This window comes from Halorubrum sp. SS7, from assembly GCF_005435055.1.
Classification (GTDB): Archaea; Halobacteriota; Halobacteria; order Halobacteriales; family Haloferacaceae; genus Halorubrum; species Halorubrum salinarum.
Genome location: NZ_SGXV01000007.1, coordinates 74,469 through 89,435, shown reverse-complemented (window position 1 = coordinate 89,435; position 14,967 = coordinate 74,469). Strand labels below are relative to the sequence as shown.

General features: G+C 69.9%; 23 protein-coding genes and 1 tRNA gene. 3 read left to right on the top strand and 21 right to left on the bottom strand.

From position 1 onward, the window contains the following. Positions 1 to 2: 2 nt before the first annotated feature. From EXE44_RS09400 to EXE44_RS09310, 19 genes are all read right to left on the bottom strand, one after another. Positions 3 to 536, bottom strand: a complete 534-nt coding sequence (locus EXE44_RS09400; RefSeq protein ID WP_053770525.1) for a 50S ribosomal protein L6 — start codon at positions 534 to 536, stop codon at positions 3 to 5. A gap of 2 nt (positions 537 to 538) precedes the next feature. Further along, positions 539 to 931 (bottom strand): 30S ribosomal protein S8, encoded by a 393-nt coding sequence (locus EXE44_RS09395; RefSeq protein WP_004047215.1) that lies wholly within the window; start codon positions 929 to 931, stop codon positions 539 to 541. Positions 932 to 933: 2 nt separating this feature from the next. Next, the gene (locus EXE44_RS09390; protein ID WP_004597423.1) at positions 934 to 1,107 is read right to left on the bottom strand and encodes a 30S ribosomal protein S14; all 174 of its coding nucleotides are present in this window, start codon (positions 1,105 to 1,107) and stop codon (positions 934 to 936) included. Next, entirely contained in the window at positions 1,104 to 1,628 is a 525-nt protein-coding gene (locus EXE44_RS09385; RefSeq protein ID WP_137716934.1) for a 50S ribosomal protein L5, read from the bottom strand. The genes EXE44_RS09390 and EXE44_RS09385 overlap by 4 nt, the downstream gene beginning before the upstream one ends. Then, a complete protein-coding gene (locus tag EXE44_RS09380) occupies positions 1,621 to 2,340 on the bottom strand; it encodes a 30S ribosomal protein S4e (protein WP_121563058.1) in 720 nt (239 codons plus the stop codon). The genes EXE44_RS09385 and EXE44_RS09380 overlap by 8 nt, the downstream gene beginning before the upstream one ends. Further along, positions 2,337 to 2,693, bottom strand: coding sequence for a 50S ribosomal protein L24 (gene rplX, locus EXE44_RS09375; RefSeq protein WP_053770522.1), 357 nt, complete (start codon positions 2,691 to 2,693; stop codon positions 2,337 to 2,339). The genes EXE44_RS09380 and rplX overlap by 4 nt, the downstream gene beginning before the upstream one ends. A 2-nt stretch (positions 2,694 to 2,695) precedes the next feature. Continuing rightward, a complete protein-coding gene (locus tag EXE44_RS09370) occupies positions 2,696 to 3,094 on the bottom strand; it encodes a 50S ribosomal protein L14 (protein WP_004597429.1) in 399 nt (132 codons plus the stop codon). Further along, positions 3,094 to 3,438 carry a 30S ribosomal protein S17 gene (locus EXE44_RS09365; RefSeq protein ID WP_053770521.1) on the bottom strand — a complete coding sequence of 115 codons (345 nt, stop codon included), beginning with the start codon at positions 3,436 to 3,438 and terminating at the stop codon, positions 3,094 to 3,096. Before EXE44_RS09365 ends, EXE44_RS09370 begins: the two co-directional genes overlap by 1 nt. Then, on the bottom strand, positions 3,429 to 3,887 hold the full coding sequence (locus EXE44_RS09360; protein ID WP_137716933.1) for a ribonuclease P protein component 1: 459 nt from the start codon (positions 3,885 to 3,887) through the stop codon (positions 3,429 to 3,431). Before EXE44_RS09360 ends, EXE44_RS09365 begins: the two co-directional genes overlap by 10 nt. 1 nt (position 3,888) lies before the next feature. Then, positions 3,889 to 4,107, bottom strand: a complete 219-nt coding sequence (rpmC, locus tag EXE44_RS09355; RefSeq protein ID WP_121563060.1) for a 50S ribosomal protein L29 — start codon at positions 4,105 to 4,107, stop codon at positions 3,889 to 3,891. Next, a complete protein-coding gene (locus tag EXE44_RS09350; RefSeq protein ID WP_137716932.1) occupies positions 4,108 to 5,052 on the bottom strand; it encodes a 30S ribosomal protein S3 in 945 nt (314 codons plus the stop codon). Beyond that, entirely contained in the window at positions 5,052 to 5,516 is a 465-nt protein-coding gene (locus EXE44_RS09345) for a 50S ribosomal protein L22 (protein ID WP_121563062.1), read from the bottom strand. The genes EXE44_RS09350 and EXE44_RS09345 overlap by 1 nt, the downstream gene beginning before the upstream one ends. Positions 5,517 to 5,519: 3 nt before the next feature. After that, positions 5,520 to 5,945, bottom strand: coding sequence for a 30S ribosomal protein S19 (locus EXE44_RS09340; protein WP_053770516.1), 426 nt, complete (start codon positions 5,943 to 5,945; stop codon positions 5,520 to 5,522). After that, positions 5,942 to 6,664 (bottom strand): 50S ribosomal protein L2, encoded by a 723-nt coding sequence (locus EXE44_RS09335; protein ID WP_049897897.1) that lies wholly within the window; start codon positions 6,662 to 6,664, stop codon positions 5,942 to 5,944. Before EXE44_RS09335 ends, EXE44_RS09340 begins: the two co-directional genes overlap by 4 nt. A gap of 1 nt (position 6,665) precedes the next feature. Continuing rightward, entirely contained in the window at positions 6,666 to 6,920 is a 255-nt protein-coding gene (locus EXE44_RS09330; protein ID WP_053770515.1) for a 50S ribosomal protein L23, read from the bottom strand. Beyond that, complete coding sequence (rpl4p, locus tag EXE44_RS09325; protein ID WP_053770514.1) at positions 6,917 to 7,663, bottom strand: 50S ribosomal protein L4; 747 nt, start codon at positions 7,661 to 7,663, stop codon at positions 6,917 to 6,919. The genes EXE44_RS09330 and rpl4p overlap by 4 nt, the downstream gene beginning before the upstream one ends. 3 nt (positions 7,664 to 7,666) lie before the next feature. Then, the gene (locus tag EXE44_RS09320; RefSeq protein WP_137716931.1) at positions 7,667 to 8,683 is read right to left on the bottom strand and encodes a 50S ribosomal protein L3; all 1,017 of its coding nucleotides are present in this window, start codon (positions 8,681 to 8,683) and stop codon (positions 7,667 to 7,669) included. A gap of 4 nt (positions 8,684 to 8,687) precedes the next feature. After that, positions 8,688 to 9,554 carry a putative RNA uridine N3 methyltransferase gene (locus EXE44_RS09315; RefSeq protein WP_137716930.1) on the bottom strand — a complete coding sequence of 289 codons (867 nt, stop codon included), beginning with the start codon at positions 9,552 to 9,554 and terminating at the stop codon, positions 8,688 to 8,690. 170 nt (positions 9,555 to 9,724) lie between these two features. Further along, on the bottom strand, positions 9,725 to 11,017 hold the full coding sequence (locus tag EXE44_RS09310) for a PQQ-dependent sugar dehydrogenase (protein ID WP_137716929.1): 1,293 nt from the start codon (positions 11,015 to 11,017) through the stop codon (positions 9,725 to 9,727). A gap of 107 nt (positions 11,018 to 11,124) precedes the next feature. Between EXE44_RS09310 and EXE44_RS09305 the strand changes: the two genes are divergently transcribed. Then, a tRNA-Gly gene (locus tag EXE44_RS09305) sits at positions 11,125 to 11,195 on the top strand. Between the two features lie 469 nt (positions 11,196 to 11,664). Continuing rightward, positions 11,665 to 12,507, top strand: a complete 843-nt coding sequence (locus tag EXE44_RS09300) for an aldo/keto reductase (protein ID WP_137716928.1) — start codon at positions 11,665 to 11,667, stop codon at positions 12,505 to 12,507. Positions 12,508 to 12,518: 11 nt separating this feature from the next. Here EXE44_RS09300 and gfo6 read toward each other — a convergent pair whose 3' ends face one another. Both gfo6 and EXE44_RS09290 read right to left on the bottom strand, forming a co-directional pair. Next, positions 12,519 to 13,616: a D-xylose 1-dehydrogenase Gfo6 gene (gene gfo6 / locus EXE44_RS09295; protein ID WP_137716927.1), complete on the bottom strand. Its 1,098-nt coding sequence runs from the start codon at positions 13,614 to 13,616 to the stop codon at positions 12,519 to 12,521. A gap of 75 nt (positions 13,617 to 13,691) precedes the next feature. Further along, positions 13,692 to 14,219 (bottom strand): redoxin domain-containing protein, encoded by a 528-nt coding sequence (locus EXE44_RS09290; protein WP_137716926.1) that lies wholly within the window; start codon positions 14,217 to 14,219, stop codon positions 13,692 to 13,694. A gap of 190 nt (positions 14,220 to 14,409) precedes the next feature. On the opposite strand from EXE44_RS09290, the gene EXE44_RS09285 reads away from it, so the two are divergent. Then, on the top strand, positions 14,410 to 14,958 hold the full coding sequence (locus EXE44_RS09285; protein WP_137716925.1) for a hypothetical protein: 549 nt from the start codon (positions 14,410 to 14,412) through the stop codon (positions 14,956 to 14,958). Positions 14,959 to 14,967: the final 9 nt, after the last annotated feature.

Below are 14,967 nucleotides of genomic sequence, written 5' to 3'. Positions count from 1 at the left end.
GGTTAGGCACCTCCGGTGGGCTTCTCGACGATGTACACGCCGTCCTGGAAGACGCGCGTGTCCTTGTCGGTCACCTTCGTCAGCTGTTCGATGTCGGCGGCGGTCTGCCCGACGGCCTCCTTGTCGGAGCCCGTCAGCGTGACCGTCTCGCCGTCGACCTGTACGTCCGTGTCTCCGCGGATCGGGGTGCGCCGCGCGGCGCTCTCCCCGAGGAAGTTCTCGATGACGACCTCGTCGCCCTCCACGTTCACCTGCATCGGGAAGTGGGCGTAGTACACTTCCATCGCGTACTCCCAGCCCTCGGTGACGCCGTGGATCATGTTGGCGACGTGGCTCTCGAAGGTGCCGACCGTGGCGTTGGTCTTCGCGTCCTCGTTCTCGGTCGCGATGACCACCGCGCCGTCCTCGACGGACACGTCGACGTCGGGGTACCAGAGGCGTCGCGTGACGCTTCCGTTGGGCCCTTCGACGGTGAGTTCGAGGTGGTCGGTCTCGGCGGAGACGTCGTCCGGAATCTCGATTTCGACTCTGTTCATTGTTAGTAGACGTATGCGATCACTTGGCCGCCGATGCCCTCTTCGCGGGCCTCGTAGTGGCTCATGACGCCGTGGCTCGTCGTGACGATGAGCGTCCCGTAGTCACGGGCGGGGAGGTATCGCTTCTCCCACTTCTCGAACTCGTCAGCGCCCGCCGAGTAGCGGGGCTTGACGGCGCCACACTCGTTGATCGCGCCTTTCAGTTCGACCTCGAACTTCCCGGCCTTCCCGTCGTCGACGTACTCGAAGCCGTCGACGTACCCGCGGTCGTAGAGGACCTCGAGGACGGAGCCGATGATGTTCGAAGCGGGCTCTACCGTGTACGACAGGTGGCCAACGCTCTCGGCGTTGTCCATGCCGGCGAGCGCGTTGGTGAATGGATCGTTTCCCGTCATGATCAGCTGTACTTCTCGAATCCCATGTCTCGGGCGACCTCGCGGAAGCACTGGCGGCAGAGGTTGATGTCGTACTTGCCGACGAGTCCCTGCTCGCGGTCGCACCGCCGGCACGTGTGCCGGGAGTCGGTGCGCTTCGCGGCGTGCTCGCCCGTGTCGTTGTTCGCTTCGCTCATTCGCTTACCTCGACGTCGAAGTTCGTTTCGAGGAACGCGGCCGCGTCCTCGGCTGTCATCCGGTGGCGAGCGGGGATGGTCCCCGTCGCCTTGTCGCGTTTCGAGACGCGGTAGCCGGGACGGACGATCGTCGTCGTCACGTCGAGGCCGTAGATCCCGGTGTTGGGATCGTACTCCTGGCTCGGGAAGTCGGTGTGGTCCTCGATCCCGAAGCTGAGGTTACCCGTGTCGTCGAACTGGCTCCGGCCGATCTCGACCAGGTCCAGCGCGGTCTCGAGGAACGCGTGCGCGTCCTCGCCCCGCAGCGTCACCTTCACGCCGATCGGGTCGCCCTTGCGGATCCCGAACTCGGCGATGGTGCGCTTCGAGGTGGTCCGGACCGACTGCTGGCCCGTGATCTCCTCGATGATCTGCTCGGCGTCGGCGAGGGGCTCACCGCCCTGCCCGACGCCCATGTGGACGACGACCTTCTCGAGGTACGGCTCGCGCATCTCGTGGTCGGCGCTCTCGGCTTCACTCATCCGAATCACCCGCCTCGTCGTCGTCCGTGAAGTTCTCGTCGATCACGACGACGTACTCCTCGATCGTCTCGTAGCCGCCGTCGTCGCTGGCGACCGTGACGGTGTTGTCGCCGGAGCCGAGCGTCACGTCGATGTCGTCGATCTCGCCGATCTGACCGGCGTGCTGGCCGGCGACGGCGGTGACGAGGGCGCCCTCCTCGTACTCGAAGTGGGCGACGATCTCCTTCGTCTCGTTGTCGACGACGATCGAGTCATTCGTCTCGTAGTCCGCGTCGTCGTCGACGCGGACGTTCGTCCCGTCGTGGAGCGTCAGCTGGACGACCCCGCCGGGGACGACGGTCTTGTTCGTGATCTTCCCGAGCCGGCTGCCCGCGGCCTCCTCGTCGACGGGGGTCAGCGCGAGCCGACCGCCCTCGTCGGGGAAGACGCGGAAGAACTCCCCGCGCTCGGGGAACGCCAGGATGTCGAACATCCCGATCGGACGCTGCTCGTCCGAGATGGCGTCCCCGTTGACGAGGATCGAGTCGTTGTTCAGCGCGTAGCGCGCCTCCTTCGTCGAGTCGACGTAGCCGAGCACGTCCCGCAGCAGGACGACGAGGGGAACGCCCGCCTCGCCGTGCGGGCCCGCGCCCGCCTTCACCGTGAACGTGTCCGTCTTGCGCTCGACCGGCCAGGAGTTCGGTACTGACAGTCGCTTCTGGTGTCGCGTCATTCGTTGTCCTCCTGGAGCCGCGCCTCGCGGCGCTCGTCTTCGAGGTCCAGTTCGGTCACCCGGACGTTGCTCGCCGGGATGGGGCGGGGAACCTCCTCCCCGTCCGCCTTCTCGACGGTGACGTCCTCGACCGTGATCCGCTCGGCGGACAGGTCGACGGAGACGACCTCCGCCTCCGTGCCGGCCGCGTCGCCGCGAAGCACCTCGACGGTGTCGCCGGCGTTGACGCGGACGTTCCGCTGTCCGTACTCGTCGCGGAGATCCTCGGTGAGGGTGGCCCGGACCTGGTTCTGCCGCTCGTGGAGCGGCGCGGTCTCCGACCGTTTTCGTTGTTTGCGTGGCTGGTTCGTCATAGTTAGACGATCATCGTCGCGGTCGAGGCGATGCTCCCGAATCGTTCGGCGACCTCGCGGGCGACGGGGCCCTTGATCTCCGTGCCCCGCGGCTCCTCGAGGTCGTCGATGATGACGGCCGCGTTGTCCTCGAACTTCACGCGCGTGCCGTCCGGACGGCGGATCGGCTTGCGCTGGCGGACGACGACCGCCTCCAGCACCTGCCGCCGCATCTCCGGCGTCCCTTTCGTGACCGAGACGGTCACCTTGTCGCCGATCCCCGCCTTCGGGTGGCGGTTCTTCGTGCCGGAGTAGCCCGACACGGAGATGACCTTGAGCTCACGGGCGCCGGTGTTGTCGGCGCACGTGATCAGCGAGCCCTTCGAGAGCCCCTGCGTGACGTCGGCCTTGAGCGCCTCCATCACTGATCACCCGACAGGATCTCGACGACGACGTGGGACTTCGTCTTCGAGAGCGGTCGCGTCTCCGCGATTTTCACTTCGTCACCGACTTCGAGCGAGTCGAGCACGCCCGGCACGTGGGCCGGGATGCGCGAGCGACGCTTCATGTACCGGTCGTATTTCGGTACGAACACGTCGTACTCTCGCTCGACGATGACGGTCTTTTCCATATCCGTCGACACGACCGTCCCCTCGCGGGTCTGGCCGCGGACGGAGAGCTGCCCGTAGAACGGGCACTTCTCGTAGTCGTAATCCTCCGGGTTGTCTGGCTCCGGAGGCGTGGGTACGTCGATTCCTATCGCCATTGTGTGGCACCTCGTTCGGTGCGTTCGGCGGGCCGATGTCGCAACCGATCGCCATCCACCGTCGCGTAGACCGCGTCTTTGCACTCGCCTCGTGGGCTCGCCGGGCCCGCGCCGTCACCGTCGACGGCGCTTTCGGACCCGGACGGGCCAGACTGACGGGGGCGGACCCCCGTAGTATCCGACCCGAGTTGGGACGCGGACCCCGGCGACTCTCCGTCGCCGGCGGCTTCATCTGTGCGAGCGGTCGGCGTCTCGACGACGCCGAACTCGAACGTCGCGCCCGACTTGGGCACGCGCTTGTCCCCCGACCCCGTCCGGACCACGAGGGTGCCGAACGTCTCGTCGAGCACGCGACCCGCGACGCCCGCGTGGGCGTCGCTGTCGGCGTCGACCACCCGAACCGGGAGGCCGACGAGTTCGTGTCGAACGAGCGTGTCGGGGGAGATCATCTTACTGTTCCTCGTCGTCGAAGTCGCCTTCTTCCGCCTGGATCGTCTTGATCCGCGCGATGGTCTTCTTCAGCTCGTTGACGCGGCCCGGGCTCTCCGGCATGCCGCCGGCCGCCCGCTGCGCCTTCGAGTTGAGCAGCTCGGTCTCGAGCTCCTCGAGTTCGACCTGCCGCTCCGCCGCGGTCATGTCGCGGATCTCGTCGGTGTAGAGGATCGCCATCTATTCGTCCTCCTCGTCTTCCTCGTCGGCCGCCTCCATCTCCGCGACGAGGTCGGCCGCCTCGGACTCGATCTCTTCGTCGAGGTCGTCGAGCTCGTCGGCGTCGACGTGCTCGTCGACCGGTTCCTCCGCGGCGACGTCGGTCGCCTCGGCGGCCGTCTCCTGCGTCTCCTCGACGACCTCCTCGACGACCTCCTCGTCGATGACCTCCGCGGGGTCCTCGTCGGGGACGTCGACGTCGTCGTCGCCGCCCACGTCCGGAACCTCGTCGGGGTCCTCTTCGAGGAGCGACTCGACGCCCTCGTCGGCGTCGGCGTCGACCGCCGCCTGCTCGACCTCCGGGACCTCCGCGTCCTCGCGGACCTGGAAGTCGTCCGGGAGCGTCGCGCCCGGCGGGATGATCTTGACGTTGACGCCGATCGTCCCGAGCTTCATGACGGCGACGCCCTGGCCGTGGTCGACGACCTCCTCTGCGGGCTCGCCGTTGTGCTTGATGTAGCCGCGGTTGAACTTCTCGACGCGCGACCGCGCGCCGGTGACCTTCCCGGACAGGACGATCTCGGCGCCCAGCGCGCCCGCGTCCATGATGCGGTCGATCGTCGTGTGACCGGCCTTCCGGAAGTACCAGCCGCGTTCGAGGGCGTTCGCGAGACGGTCCGCGACGATCTGGGCGTTCAGGTCGGGCTCGTCGACCTCCTGAACGTCGATCTGCGGGTCGTCCATGTCGAAGCGCTCCTCGAGCTCGGTGGTGATCTTGCGGATGTTCTTCCCGCCCTTCCCGATCACCATGCCGGGCTTTTCGGCCTTCAGGACGATCTGCGTGCCCATCGGCGTCTGGGCGACGTCCATGCCGCCGTAGCCGGCGCGGCCGAGCTCGTCCGCGAAGAACTCGTTGATCTGGGAACGGCGAAGGCCGTCCTCGATGAATTGGTGTTCGTCAGCCATTAGTTGTCAGCCTCCGGCTCCTCGATGATCAGTTCGACGTCCGCGAGGGTGGTGTTCCACTCCGTCGCGCCCGCGGCGCGGGGGTTCCGGCCGGGTCGCTCGCCGACCTTGTGGGGGGCGACGTGTTTGATGACCATCGCCTCGCCGTCGAACCCCTGCTCGTCGGCGTTGTTCTTGACGTTCTCCAAGAGCTTGAGGAAGTCCTTGGCGGCCTTCTCGGGGTACCGTCCCGCGTCCCAGCCGTCGATGTCGGAGCGGTGTCCCGCGCCGGCGTTGTGCTGGCGCATCGGGACGGACGACTCCTCGTCGATGACCTCCTGGAGGAACTCCTCCGCGTCGGCGACCGTCTCGCCTTTGATCTCTCGGGAGATCTCCTTGCTGTCCTTCACGCTGATGGGCCGGTCGCGGAGCATCCCCTTGGCGGTGGTCTCCGGGTCGGCCTCGACGCTGTAGTTGATTCCCATGGGTTACTTGAGGGGCACGAACTTCGAGGACCGGGTCGCGCCGATGCCGGCCTGACCGTGTTCGACGGTGCTTCGAGTGAGGTGGAACTCACCGAGGTAGTGCCCGATCATCTCGGGTTCGACCTGAACGCGCTCGAAGCTGTGTCCGTTGTACACGGCGAAGGTGACGCCGACGAACTCCGGCAGCACCGGCATGTCGCGCAGGTGCGTCCGGATCGGGTCGTCCGCCGTCGTCTCCTTGTCGCGGCTCCGGACCGTCTCCAGCAGCTTCTGCTGTTCGGTGCTGAGACCGCGAACGATGCTTCGCCGCTGGCGTGCGGGGAGCAGTTCCGCGACCTCCTCTACGTCCATCTCCTGCAGCTCGTCGAGCGAGTGACCGCGGTAGGCGAACTCCTTGCCCTCGCGGCCGGTTCGGTAGTCTGAACTCATTTGTTGCCACCTCGTCCGGTGCGCTTGGATGCGATGTCACCGACCTTGCGTCCCGGCGGGGCGTCCCGCGAGACGGACTTCGGCTGGCCGGGGTGTTGGCGACCACCGCCACCGAAGGGGTGGTCGACGGCGTTCATCGCGACGCCGCGCACGCGCGGGTATTTGGTGCCGCGCGCTTTCATCTTGTGGTGCTTGTTGCCGGCCTTGACGAAGGGCTTCTCCGTCCGGCCGCCGCCCGCGACCACGCCGATCGTGGCGCGGCACTGGGGGTCGAGCCGCTTCACTTCGCCGCTGGGGAGCTGGACGACCGCGACGTCGCGGTCGTGGGTGAGAAGCGTCGCCGACACGCCGGAGGCGCGCGCGAACTTCCCGCCGTCCCCGCGGTTGCTCTCGACGTTACACACGGGCACGCCCTCGGGGATCTCCGCCAGCGGGAGCGTGTTGCCCGGCTTGATCTCCGCCGAGACGCCGACCTGGATCGTCTCGCCGACGCGCACGCCTTCCGGCGCGAGCACGAGGCGACGGTCGTCGTCCTCGAACTCGACCTCCGCGAGGGGGGCCGAGCGGGCCGGGTCGTGTTCGATCCCGACGATCTCGCCGGTGATCGTGTCCACGTCTTCGAGCTTCTTGTGCGACAGTTCCGCCTTGTAACGGTGCGAGGGGGCCCGGAACGTCGGGCCGCCGCGTCCGCGCCGTTGTCCTTGGATTCGTCGTCCCATCTCAGAACACCCCGATGCGCGAGGCGATTTCGGTCGCGTCGTCGTCCTCCGACAGGGTGACGATCGCCTTCTTCTCGCCCTGCGGCGTCACCTGCGTGTTGACGTTCGCGACGCCCACGTCGTAGCGCTCGGCGACCTCGGAGGTGATCTCCGGCTTGGTCGCGTCGACATCGACGAGGAACAGCAGCTTGTTGTTGAAGTCCATCTCGTTCATCGCCTGCTCGGTGACGATCGGATGCTCGATGATCGAGTTCATCGGTCGGCCACCTCCGCGACGGCGCTTTCGGTCCACAGCGTGAGTCGGCCCGGGTGCGCGCCCGGCGCGAGGTCCTCGGCGTTGACCTCGCGAGCGGTCGCGACGTCGACGCCCGCGAGGTTGCGGGCGGCGCGGGACGGCTCCTCGCTGGTGACGACGAGGACGGACTTCGGCTGGCGGTACTTGCGGCCGCGGGCCTTCCCCTGTCCGGCGCGGACGGAGCGGCCCTCCTCGGCGCGCTCGATGTCGGCGTCGACGCCGACGGCCTCGAGGACGCCCAGGGCCTCCTGGGTCTTCTTCAGGTCCTCGAACTCGTCGCTCACGACGAGCGGGAGGTCGAGGTCCTCGTCGAACGCGTGACCGCGCTCGGCGACGAGCTCGGCGTCGGTCGTGGCCGCGATGGCCGACCGGATCGCGAGCTGTCGCTCCTTGTCGTTCAGTTGCTTCGACTGGTCCTTCTCGGCCTTCGGCGGGTGCGCGGCGCGGCCCGACACGGCGTGCGGGACGCGGCGGGCGACGTTCTCCTGTCGCGGCACGTGCGCGAGCCCGCGGCCGGAGCCGAACGACTCGGCGGGCGTCCGCAGCCCGGCGAACTCGTCTGCCCCGTAGGCCTGCTTCCGGTTTGCCTGGGCGGCACCGACCGCGCGACCGATGAGGTCCGGTCGGAACGCGGTCTCGAAGACGGCCGGCAGCTCGATGCTGCCCGCCTCGTCGCCGTCCAGGTCGTGTACTGTTGCGTTCATTGGTTATCCCTGGTTGGATTCGGTGGAAACGTACCGGACCTCGGGGTCGAGGCGCGGCTGGTCGTTCGGCCGGATGGCCGGGCGGAACCGCAGCAGACGCTGGTCCGGTCCGGGCAGCGAGCCCTTGATGAGCGCGTACTCGCCGTCGACCTCGCCGTAGTTGACGAAGCCGCCGTCGACGGAGGCGTCCGACCCCTCGCCGAAGTCGATGAGGCGCTTGTTGAGCTCGGTGCGCTGGTGGTAGCCGGTCTGGCCCTGCTGGGGCACGGTGGAGCGGACGCGGGAGGGGTTCCACGGACCGAGGTTGCCGATCCGGCGCCGCCATCCCTGGCGGGCGTGTTTGCCCTTCCGCTTTTGAACGCCCCAGCGCTTGACGGGACCCTGCGTCCCCTTCCCCTTCGTGATGCCGGAGACGTCGGTGTACTGGCCGGCACGGAAGACGTCGCCGAACTCGTGGGCGCCGCCCTCGGCGACCAGGTCCAGCGCGAAGTCGGCGCGCTCCTCGAGGGAGCCGCCGCCGACGCGCGTCTCCATGACGTCGGGCTTCTTCTTGGGAACGTTCGAGAGCTCCGAGGGCGCCGTGTGCGTGATGACGCGCACGTCGTCGACGACGTCGTCGTCGAGCAGCGCGCGCAGCTCGTCGGCGTCCTCCTCGAAGGTGTCTTCCGCCGGCAGGTCGAGCGCGCGGTCGAGCTCCTCGTGGAACTCGGTCGCCCAGACCTCTTCGACCGGCTTCTGTCCGTACGGCGTGTCCTCGTAGGCTCGGACTGCGACGGCGTACATCGGCGGCGTCTCGACGACGGTGACGGGGACGGCCTCCTCCATCCCCTCACGCGGCGAGTTCGCCTCGTCGTTGACCATCATGACGTGGGTCATTCCGGCCTTGTAGCCGGCGAATCCCTGCAGCGCAGGGGCCCCGTCGTCGTCTGGCCACGAACGGATGCGCGGCACCTCGCTGTCTGCGCGGGTGCGCGGGCCGTAGCCCAGCGAGCCTTTTCGTGGTCGGCTTGGTTGTGGCATGTGTTTACTCCGTGAGTGTGAGCGAGCCGAGGGTCGCGAACAGAGCCTCCTCCGTCCGGACGACCTCGCTCGCTTGTGCCGGGATCGTGTTCAGCCAGAGGTCGAACCCCGGATCGGGTTCGACCGAGCGGCCGTCGGCGACGGCCGCCCGAATGCGGTCGGGCGAAAGCCCGAGCATCTCCGGAAGCCCCCGCTCGGGCGCGCCGAAGGCGACGGTGTAGCCGCCGGCCTCCCGCGCGTCCGAGACGAGGTCGCCGAGCCGCGAGACGGAGAGTTCCTCCCCGTGTCGCGACGTCGCGACGGCCAGTCCGTCGCCGGCGAGCGCTTCCGACAGGTCCGCGGCCACGACCTGGAAACCGACCTCCGGCTTCCCGGTGATGCGGGCGCGGACCGGTTCTCTCGAAGAGACCCTGATGGTGACGCGCTCCCCCCGCTCGACCTCCATTCCGGAGGGCACGAGCAGGGAGATCGGGTGTTCCCGCAGCGGGGAATTGACCCGGACGCGGCCTTCAGGTCCGACCTCGGTCACGAGTCCCTGTGTTTTCGACTCTCCCCCGCTAGGGGTCGAGCCGGTCCGCCACGGCACGCGGAGCGGGGGGAGCACGCCGACGTACCGGAGCTCGTCGCGCTGCCCCCAGAGGTCCTTTCGGAGCTCCGGCGGCGTCGCGGCGTACCCCAGCACGGTGCGGACGTACTCCCCGCCCCGTCGACCCTCGCCTTCCCTGTCGGGGAAGACGGCGAGCCGATCCGCCCGGAACACCGCCGCCGCACGGGCGACGTAGCCGAGTTTGCGAGTCGCCTCGCGGTCGTCCTCGGCCTCCCGGACGAGCGAAGACGGAACACAGATCGTGAGCCCGTCTTCGGTACGCATCGTGGCGAGACTGTACCCCTCGATTTCAGACGGCACCGTAAAAGGATAGCGGTCCCGATTTCGGGCTGTGCCGCGTTCACACGGGGTTTGGCGCGGGATCTGTCCCTCGGATCGTGACAACCGTCACCGCGGTGACCGGGGCCGCTCCCGAACGGTCCGAGCGGTAGAGGTCACGCCGGAACGATCCGGGCGACCGGCGCGTCGCCGGCGTCGACCGCGACGTAGAGGTGTCCGGTCGCGGGCTCGACCGCGACCGCCCGCATGCGCCACTCCCGGTCGTCGAGCAGGGGCTCGCGCTCGGTCACGACCGCGTCCTGTCCGTCGCCGTCGACGGTGAACCGACCGAGGTACTGCGCCGCGAGCGTGCCCGCGAACAGGTCCCCGCGCCACTCGGGGAACGCGTCGCCGTCGTAGAAGACGGCCCCGCTCGGCGGGAAGCCCCCGGAGCCGCACGGCCAGTAGTGGACCGGCGCGGTCACGCCGTCGCGCTCGTCATGGCCCGGGGCGACGGGGTCGTCGGTCCCGTAGCGGCACGCCTCGCTCGCGACCGGCCAGCCGTAATCGCCGCCGGCCTCGATCACGTTGATCTCGTCGCCGTCGCGCTCGCCGTGCTCGCACTGCCAGACCGCGCCCGTCTCGGGCCGCACCGCCATCGCCTGCGGGTTCCGGTGCCCGTAGCTGTACAGCGCGTCCGCGGCGTCTGCGTCGCCGGCGAAGGGATTCTCGGGGTGGGGGTCGCCATCGGGCGTCAGCCGAAGCGTCGCGCCCAGCTCGTTCGACCGGTCCTGCGAGACGTGGTCCGGCCCGAAGTCGGTGTCGCGCCTGTCGCCGACCGTGACGAACAGCGCGCCGTCGGGGCCGAACGTCGCCCGCGACCCGAAGTGGAGATCCGTGCCGCGGAACGGCTCGGCGACGAACAGCGCCTCGAACCCGTCGAGCGCGGGCGCGTCGCCGTCGAGCGAGAGCCGCCCGGCGCCGAGGTGGGTGGTCGCGCCCTCCGTGCCGTCGCCGGCCGGGCTGTCCGCGGCGCGCGCCGAGTACGTCAGGTACACGCGCGGGTCGTCGGGATAGTCGGGGTGGACCGCGACGTCGAGCAGGCCGCCCTGTCCCGCCGCGAACACCTCGGGCGCGCCCGCGACCGGCTCGGTCGTCCCGTCAGCGGGGTCGACGAGCGAGAGCCGCCCGGGGCGCTCGGTGACGAGCAGGCTGCCCTCGCCGGGCAGGAACGCGAGCCCCCACGGGTTCTCGAACCCCTCCGCGACGGGTTCGACATCGTAGTCCACGTCGCCGCCGTCGTCCGGCGGGGGGTCCTCGTCGGGGGCGTCGCTCCCGTCGCCGTCGGGGTCGCTTCCGGTTCCGTCGCCGAGGCAGCCCGAGAGGGTCGGGAGGGCGGCGGCGCCGGCCAGGCCGCCGGCCGCGCGGAGGGCGGTGCGTCTGTCGATGCGGTCGGAGGAGTCGGGCATCGTTCGGGTTCGGATCGACGTGTGGGCGCGACGCCGATGACCCTTCCGCCGGCGCTCGTTCGGAACCCTTATATCTCCGACCCGGGCTACGATCGGATGCGAAGCACGCACCGGTAGTGTAGTGGTATCACGCAACCTTGCCATGGTTGCAACCCGAGTTCAAATCTCGGCCGGTGCATCTTCTCGCTGCGCTCGAAGATCCACCGGCCTGACTCCCGCTCGCTGCGCTCGCGGGAGTCTCGGCCGGTACATTTTGCGAACGAAGTGAGCAAAATCACCGAGAGAGATTTGAACGCTATCAGTAGCCAGTAACCGGACGACTGAGCGGTGGCGAACACTTCCAAAGCCCCAGCCGCGAGGCGGGCTGACGCTTGCTGCGCTCCTCGCTCGTTCACACTGTTCACTCGCTGTGGTGCTTACGTCGCCTCAGCCCGCCTCGCGGCTGCCCCTTTGAGTCCGCCCCGCCCCGCACGGCAACCGCACCTCAAGCCTCCCCAGCCTCGTCGGCCTCCCTCCGGTCGGCCGACTCCCTCGCACGCGCCGCTCGCGCCCGAGGGGCGCTCACGGGCGCGCGCCACGGCATGGTTTGATCGGGGAGCGTTCCCCGACCGGTAGTTTCAATCGGCGATCCGGCGAACCCCTGTCGCGTGACCGTTCCAACGAAGACGCTCCCGAGCGGCGCGGAGCTGCCGGCGCTCGGACTCGGCACGTACGACCTCACCGACGGCGAGACCGTAGACAGCGTCCGCGCGGCGCTCGACGCGGGCTACGGCCACATCGACACGGCCGAGGGGTACATGAACGAGGAGGCGATCGGCGACGCCCTCGCGGCGAGCGGGGTCGACCGCGACGACGTGTTCCTCACATCGAAGGTGCTCGCGAAGAACCTCAACTACGAGTCGGTGATCGCCTCGTGCGAGGCGTCGCTCGACCGCCTCGGGGTCGAGTACCTCGACCTGTACCTGATCCACTGGCCGAACCCCGCCATATCGCTGCGCGAGACCCTCCGGGCGATGGCCGAGCTTCGCGACCGCGGGCTCGTCCGCGACGTCGGCGTCTCGAACTTCAGCGCGTACCAGCTCAGCTGCGCGCACCACGTCTCGGACGTTCCCATCGCGGTGAACCAGATCGAGTTCCACCCGTGGTTCCAGCGTCCGGACCTGATCGAGTACTGCCGCGAGACCGACACCGTGGTCGAGGCGGCGGCGCCGCTCGCGCGGACGGACGTGTTCGGCGACGAGGTCGTCGCGGAGCTGGCCGAGAAGTACGACAAGCACCCCGCGCAGGTCGTCGTGCGGTGGGCGATCGACCGCGGCGTCGTCCCGCTCCCGCGCTCGTCGACCCCGGAACACGTCCGGGCCAACGCCGAGATGGACTGGGAGCTGGACGACGCCGACCGGCGGCGCCTTGACGAGCGCGACCGCGACGAACCGGTGTACGACACCCCGGCGCGCGACTGGACGAGCGACGTGTACGGGATCGAGCAGTAGCGGGCCCGAGGTTACTCCGCGCCGCCGAGCGCGACCGGCTCGCCCGTCTCGGCCGACTCGTAGACGGCGGCGAGCGCGCGGCTGTCGGTGAGCGCGTGCTCGCCGTCGGCGTGGAACGGCTCGCCCGCGAGCAGCTGGTGGCCGAAGTACGCGAACTCCTCTTCGATCTGGTGGACCTGATCGAAGTCGAGGTCGACCCGGGTGCCGTCGCGGACGACGGCGAAGCCGCGGTCCTCGCGCTCGTAGAACGCCGGATCCATGATCAGCCTGGCGTCCGTGCCGGTGACCTCCAGCCGGCTCGCGTGCTGGGCGTTCTGACTCACCGAGCACTGCGCGTCGACGCCGCCGGGGAACTCCAGCCTGAAGGTCGCGTGCTCGTCGACGTCGGCGAACGCCGCGTGCTCCGAGCGCGTGCGGCCCGACACGCGCACCGGGTCCTCGCGGAGCACGAACCGGGTCGTGTTGAGCGGGTACACCCCCAGGTCCATAACCGCGCAGCCGCCGGAGAGATCGGGGTCGAGCCGCCACTGGTCGTGGTCGCCGCCGAGCTCGCCGAGCATCGTCTGCGTCATCGTCGCGTGGACGCCGACCACCTCGCCCGCGACGCCCGCGTCGATGAGGTCGCGGAGCCGCCGGACGGCGGGGTCGGTCTGCATCCGGTAGCCGACCATCAGCGGCACGTCGGCGTCGCGACACGCGGCGATGAGCCGGCGCGCTCGCTCCGGCGTCGCCTCCAGCGGCTTCTCGCAGAGGACCGCCTTCCCCTGCTCGGCGGCGGCCTCGACGTACTCCAGGTGGGTCGCGTTCGGCGTCGCGACGTACACCGCGTCGTACGCGTCCGCGGCCGCGCCGGCGCGGAACTCGTCGGGCGTCACGCCGGTCACGTCGCGCTCGGCGGCGACCGCCTCGACGGCGGCGGCGTCGACGTCGGTGACGACGGTCGCCTCGGTGTACGCGGACCGCGCGATGCCGGGCAGCGCCCACTCCCGGGCGAACCAGCCGAGCCCGACGACCGCGACGCGGACCGGGTCGGTGACGGCGGCCGGGTCGAGCGTCTCCCAGTCCCGGCGCGTGAACTCGTCGAGGTACTCCGCGAAGGCGGCTTCCATGCCGACCCCTCGTCGCGGGGGCGTCAAATAACCACGGCGACGCCGTCCGCCGGCGGGCGTCCGGGGCCGCGCCGCTCACCACGCCCCGTCGTAGTCCACCCGCGGCCGCGCGGCGTCGACCCCGAGGTCGCGGAGCGCCTCGGTCGCGCGCTCGACGGGCGCGGGGTCGACGCGGTCGAGCGCGTCCGCCGTCGCCTCGGCGAACCGGACCGTCCAGTCGCCGTCGACGACGACCGTCGCGCGGCGCGGGACGTCCGAGTGGCCCTCCCACGAGTCGGCGAGCAGGTCGTACGACTCGGCCGCGCCGCCGTGGAAGTCGGCGACGACCGGGAACGGGAGGTCGAACCGGTCGGCGTACGCGAACGCCGCGTACAGCGAGTCACCCGTGAGCGCGGCGACGGCGAGGTCGTCGCGGTCGTCCCAGCCGGCGTCCCGGACCGCGGCGAACGCGGCCGTACACGTCGGTACGAACGTCGCGGGCGCGAACAGGAGCGCGACCGCGTCGTGCGCCTCGACGAGCCGGAACAGCGCCAGCTCGTCGGCGGCCTCCCCCGAGACCGCCGGGGCGATGAAGTCCGGCGCCGTGTCGCCGACGCGAATCATGCGGAACGGTGGGCGCGTGCGAGGTAAATAGCCACGCCCGAAGCGGAGAGTGGTCACGCCCGAAGCGGAGGGAATTCTCCCCCGAACCGGACGGCCGGAAGAGAGGCGCCGTGGTGGGCGGATCCGACGTGTTGACGAGTGCTACCGCCCCTCTCGGGGACGTTTTACGCGTCGCCCGCGGAGATGAGCCGTGATCGCCCCTCACGCCGCGACGCTGCTCGCCCTCGTCGGTACCTACGGCGCCGCGGCGGTCTTCGTCGTCTTCGCCCTGGAGGGGGCCCTCGTAGGGAAGGTGCTGCCGGCGCGGACGCTGTTCGTCGCGGCGGCGGTCGCCGCCGGCGTCGAGTCGCTCGCGGTGCTCCCGGTGTTCGCCGCGGCGGTGGTCGGCGCGACCGCCGGACAGTCGGTCCTCTTCGTCGCGGTCCGCCGGTACGACGCCGACCCCACCGCGCTGGCCGTAGTGCCCGTGAGCGATGGCGGCCTCGACGGCGCGACGCGGTGGTTCGACCGGTGGGGACTCCCCGCGGTCGCCGCCTCGAACGCCCTCCCGGGGACCCGCGGGTGGCTCGCGCTCCCCAGCGCGAGCGCCTCGTCGGTGTCTGCCCCCCGGTTCGCCGCCGCGTCGCTCGTCGGGTCGGCGGCGTACGCGGGCGCGCTCCTCGCCGTCGGGCTGGCGGTCGGGCTCGGGTTCGAGGGGGTCCTCGGGGCGTACGGCGGCGACCTGATCGCGGCGCTGTAACCCGGTTCG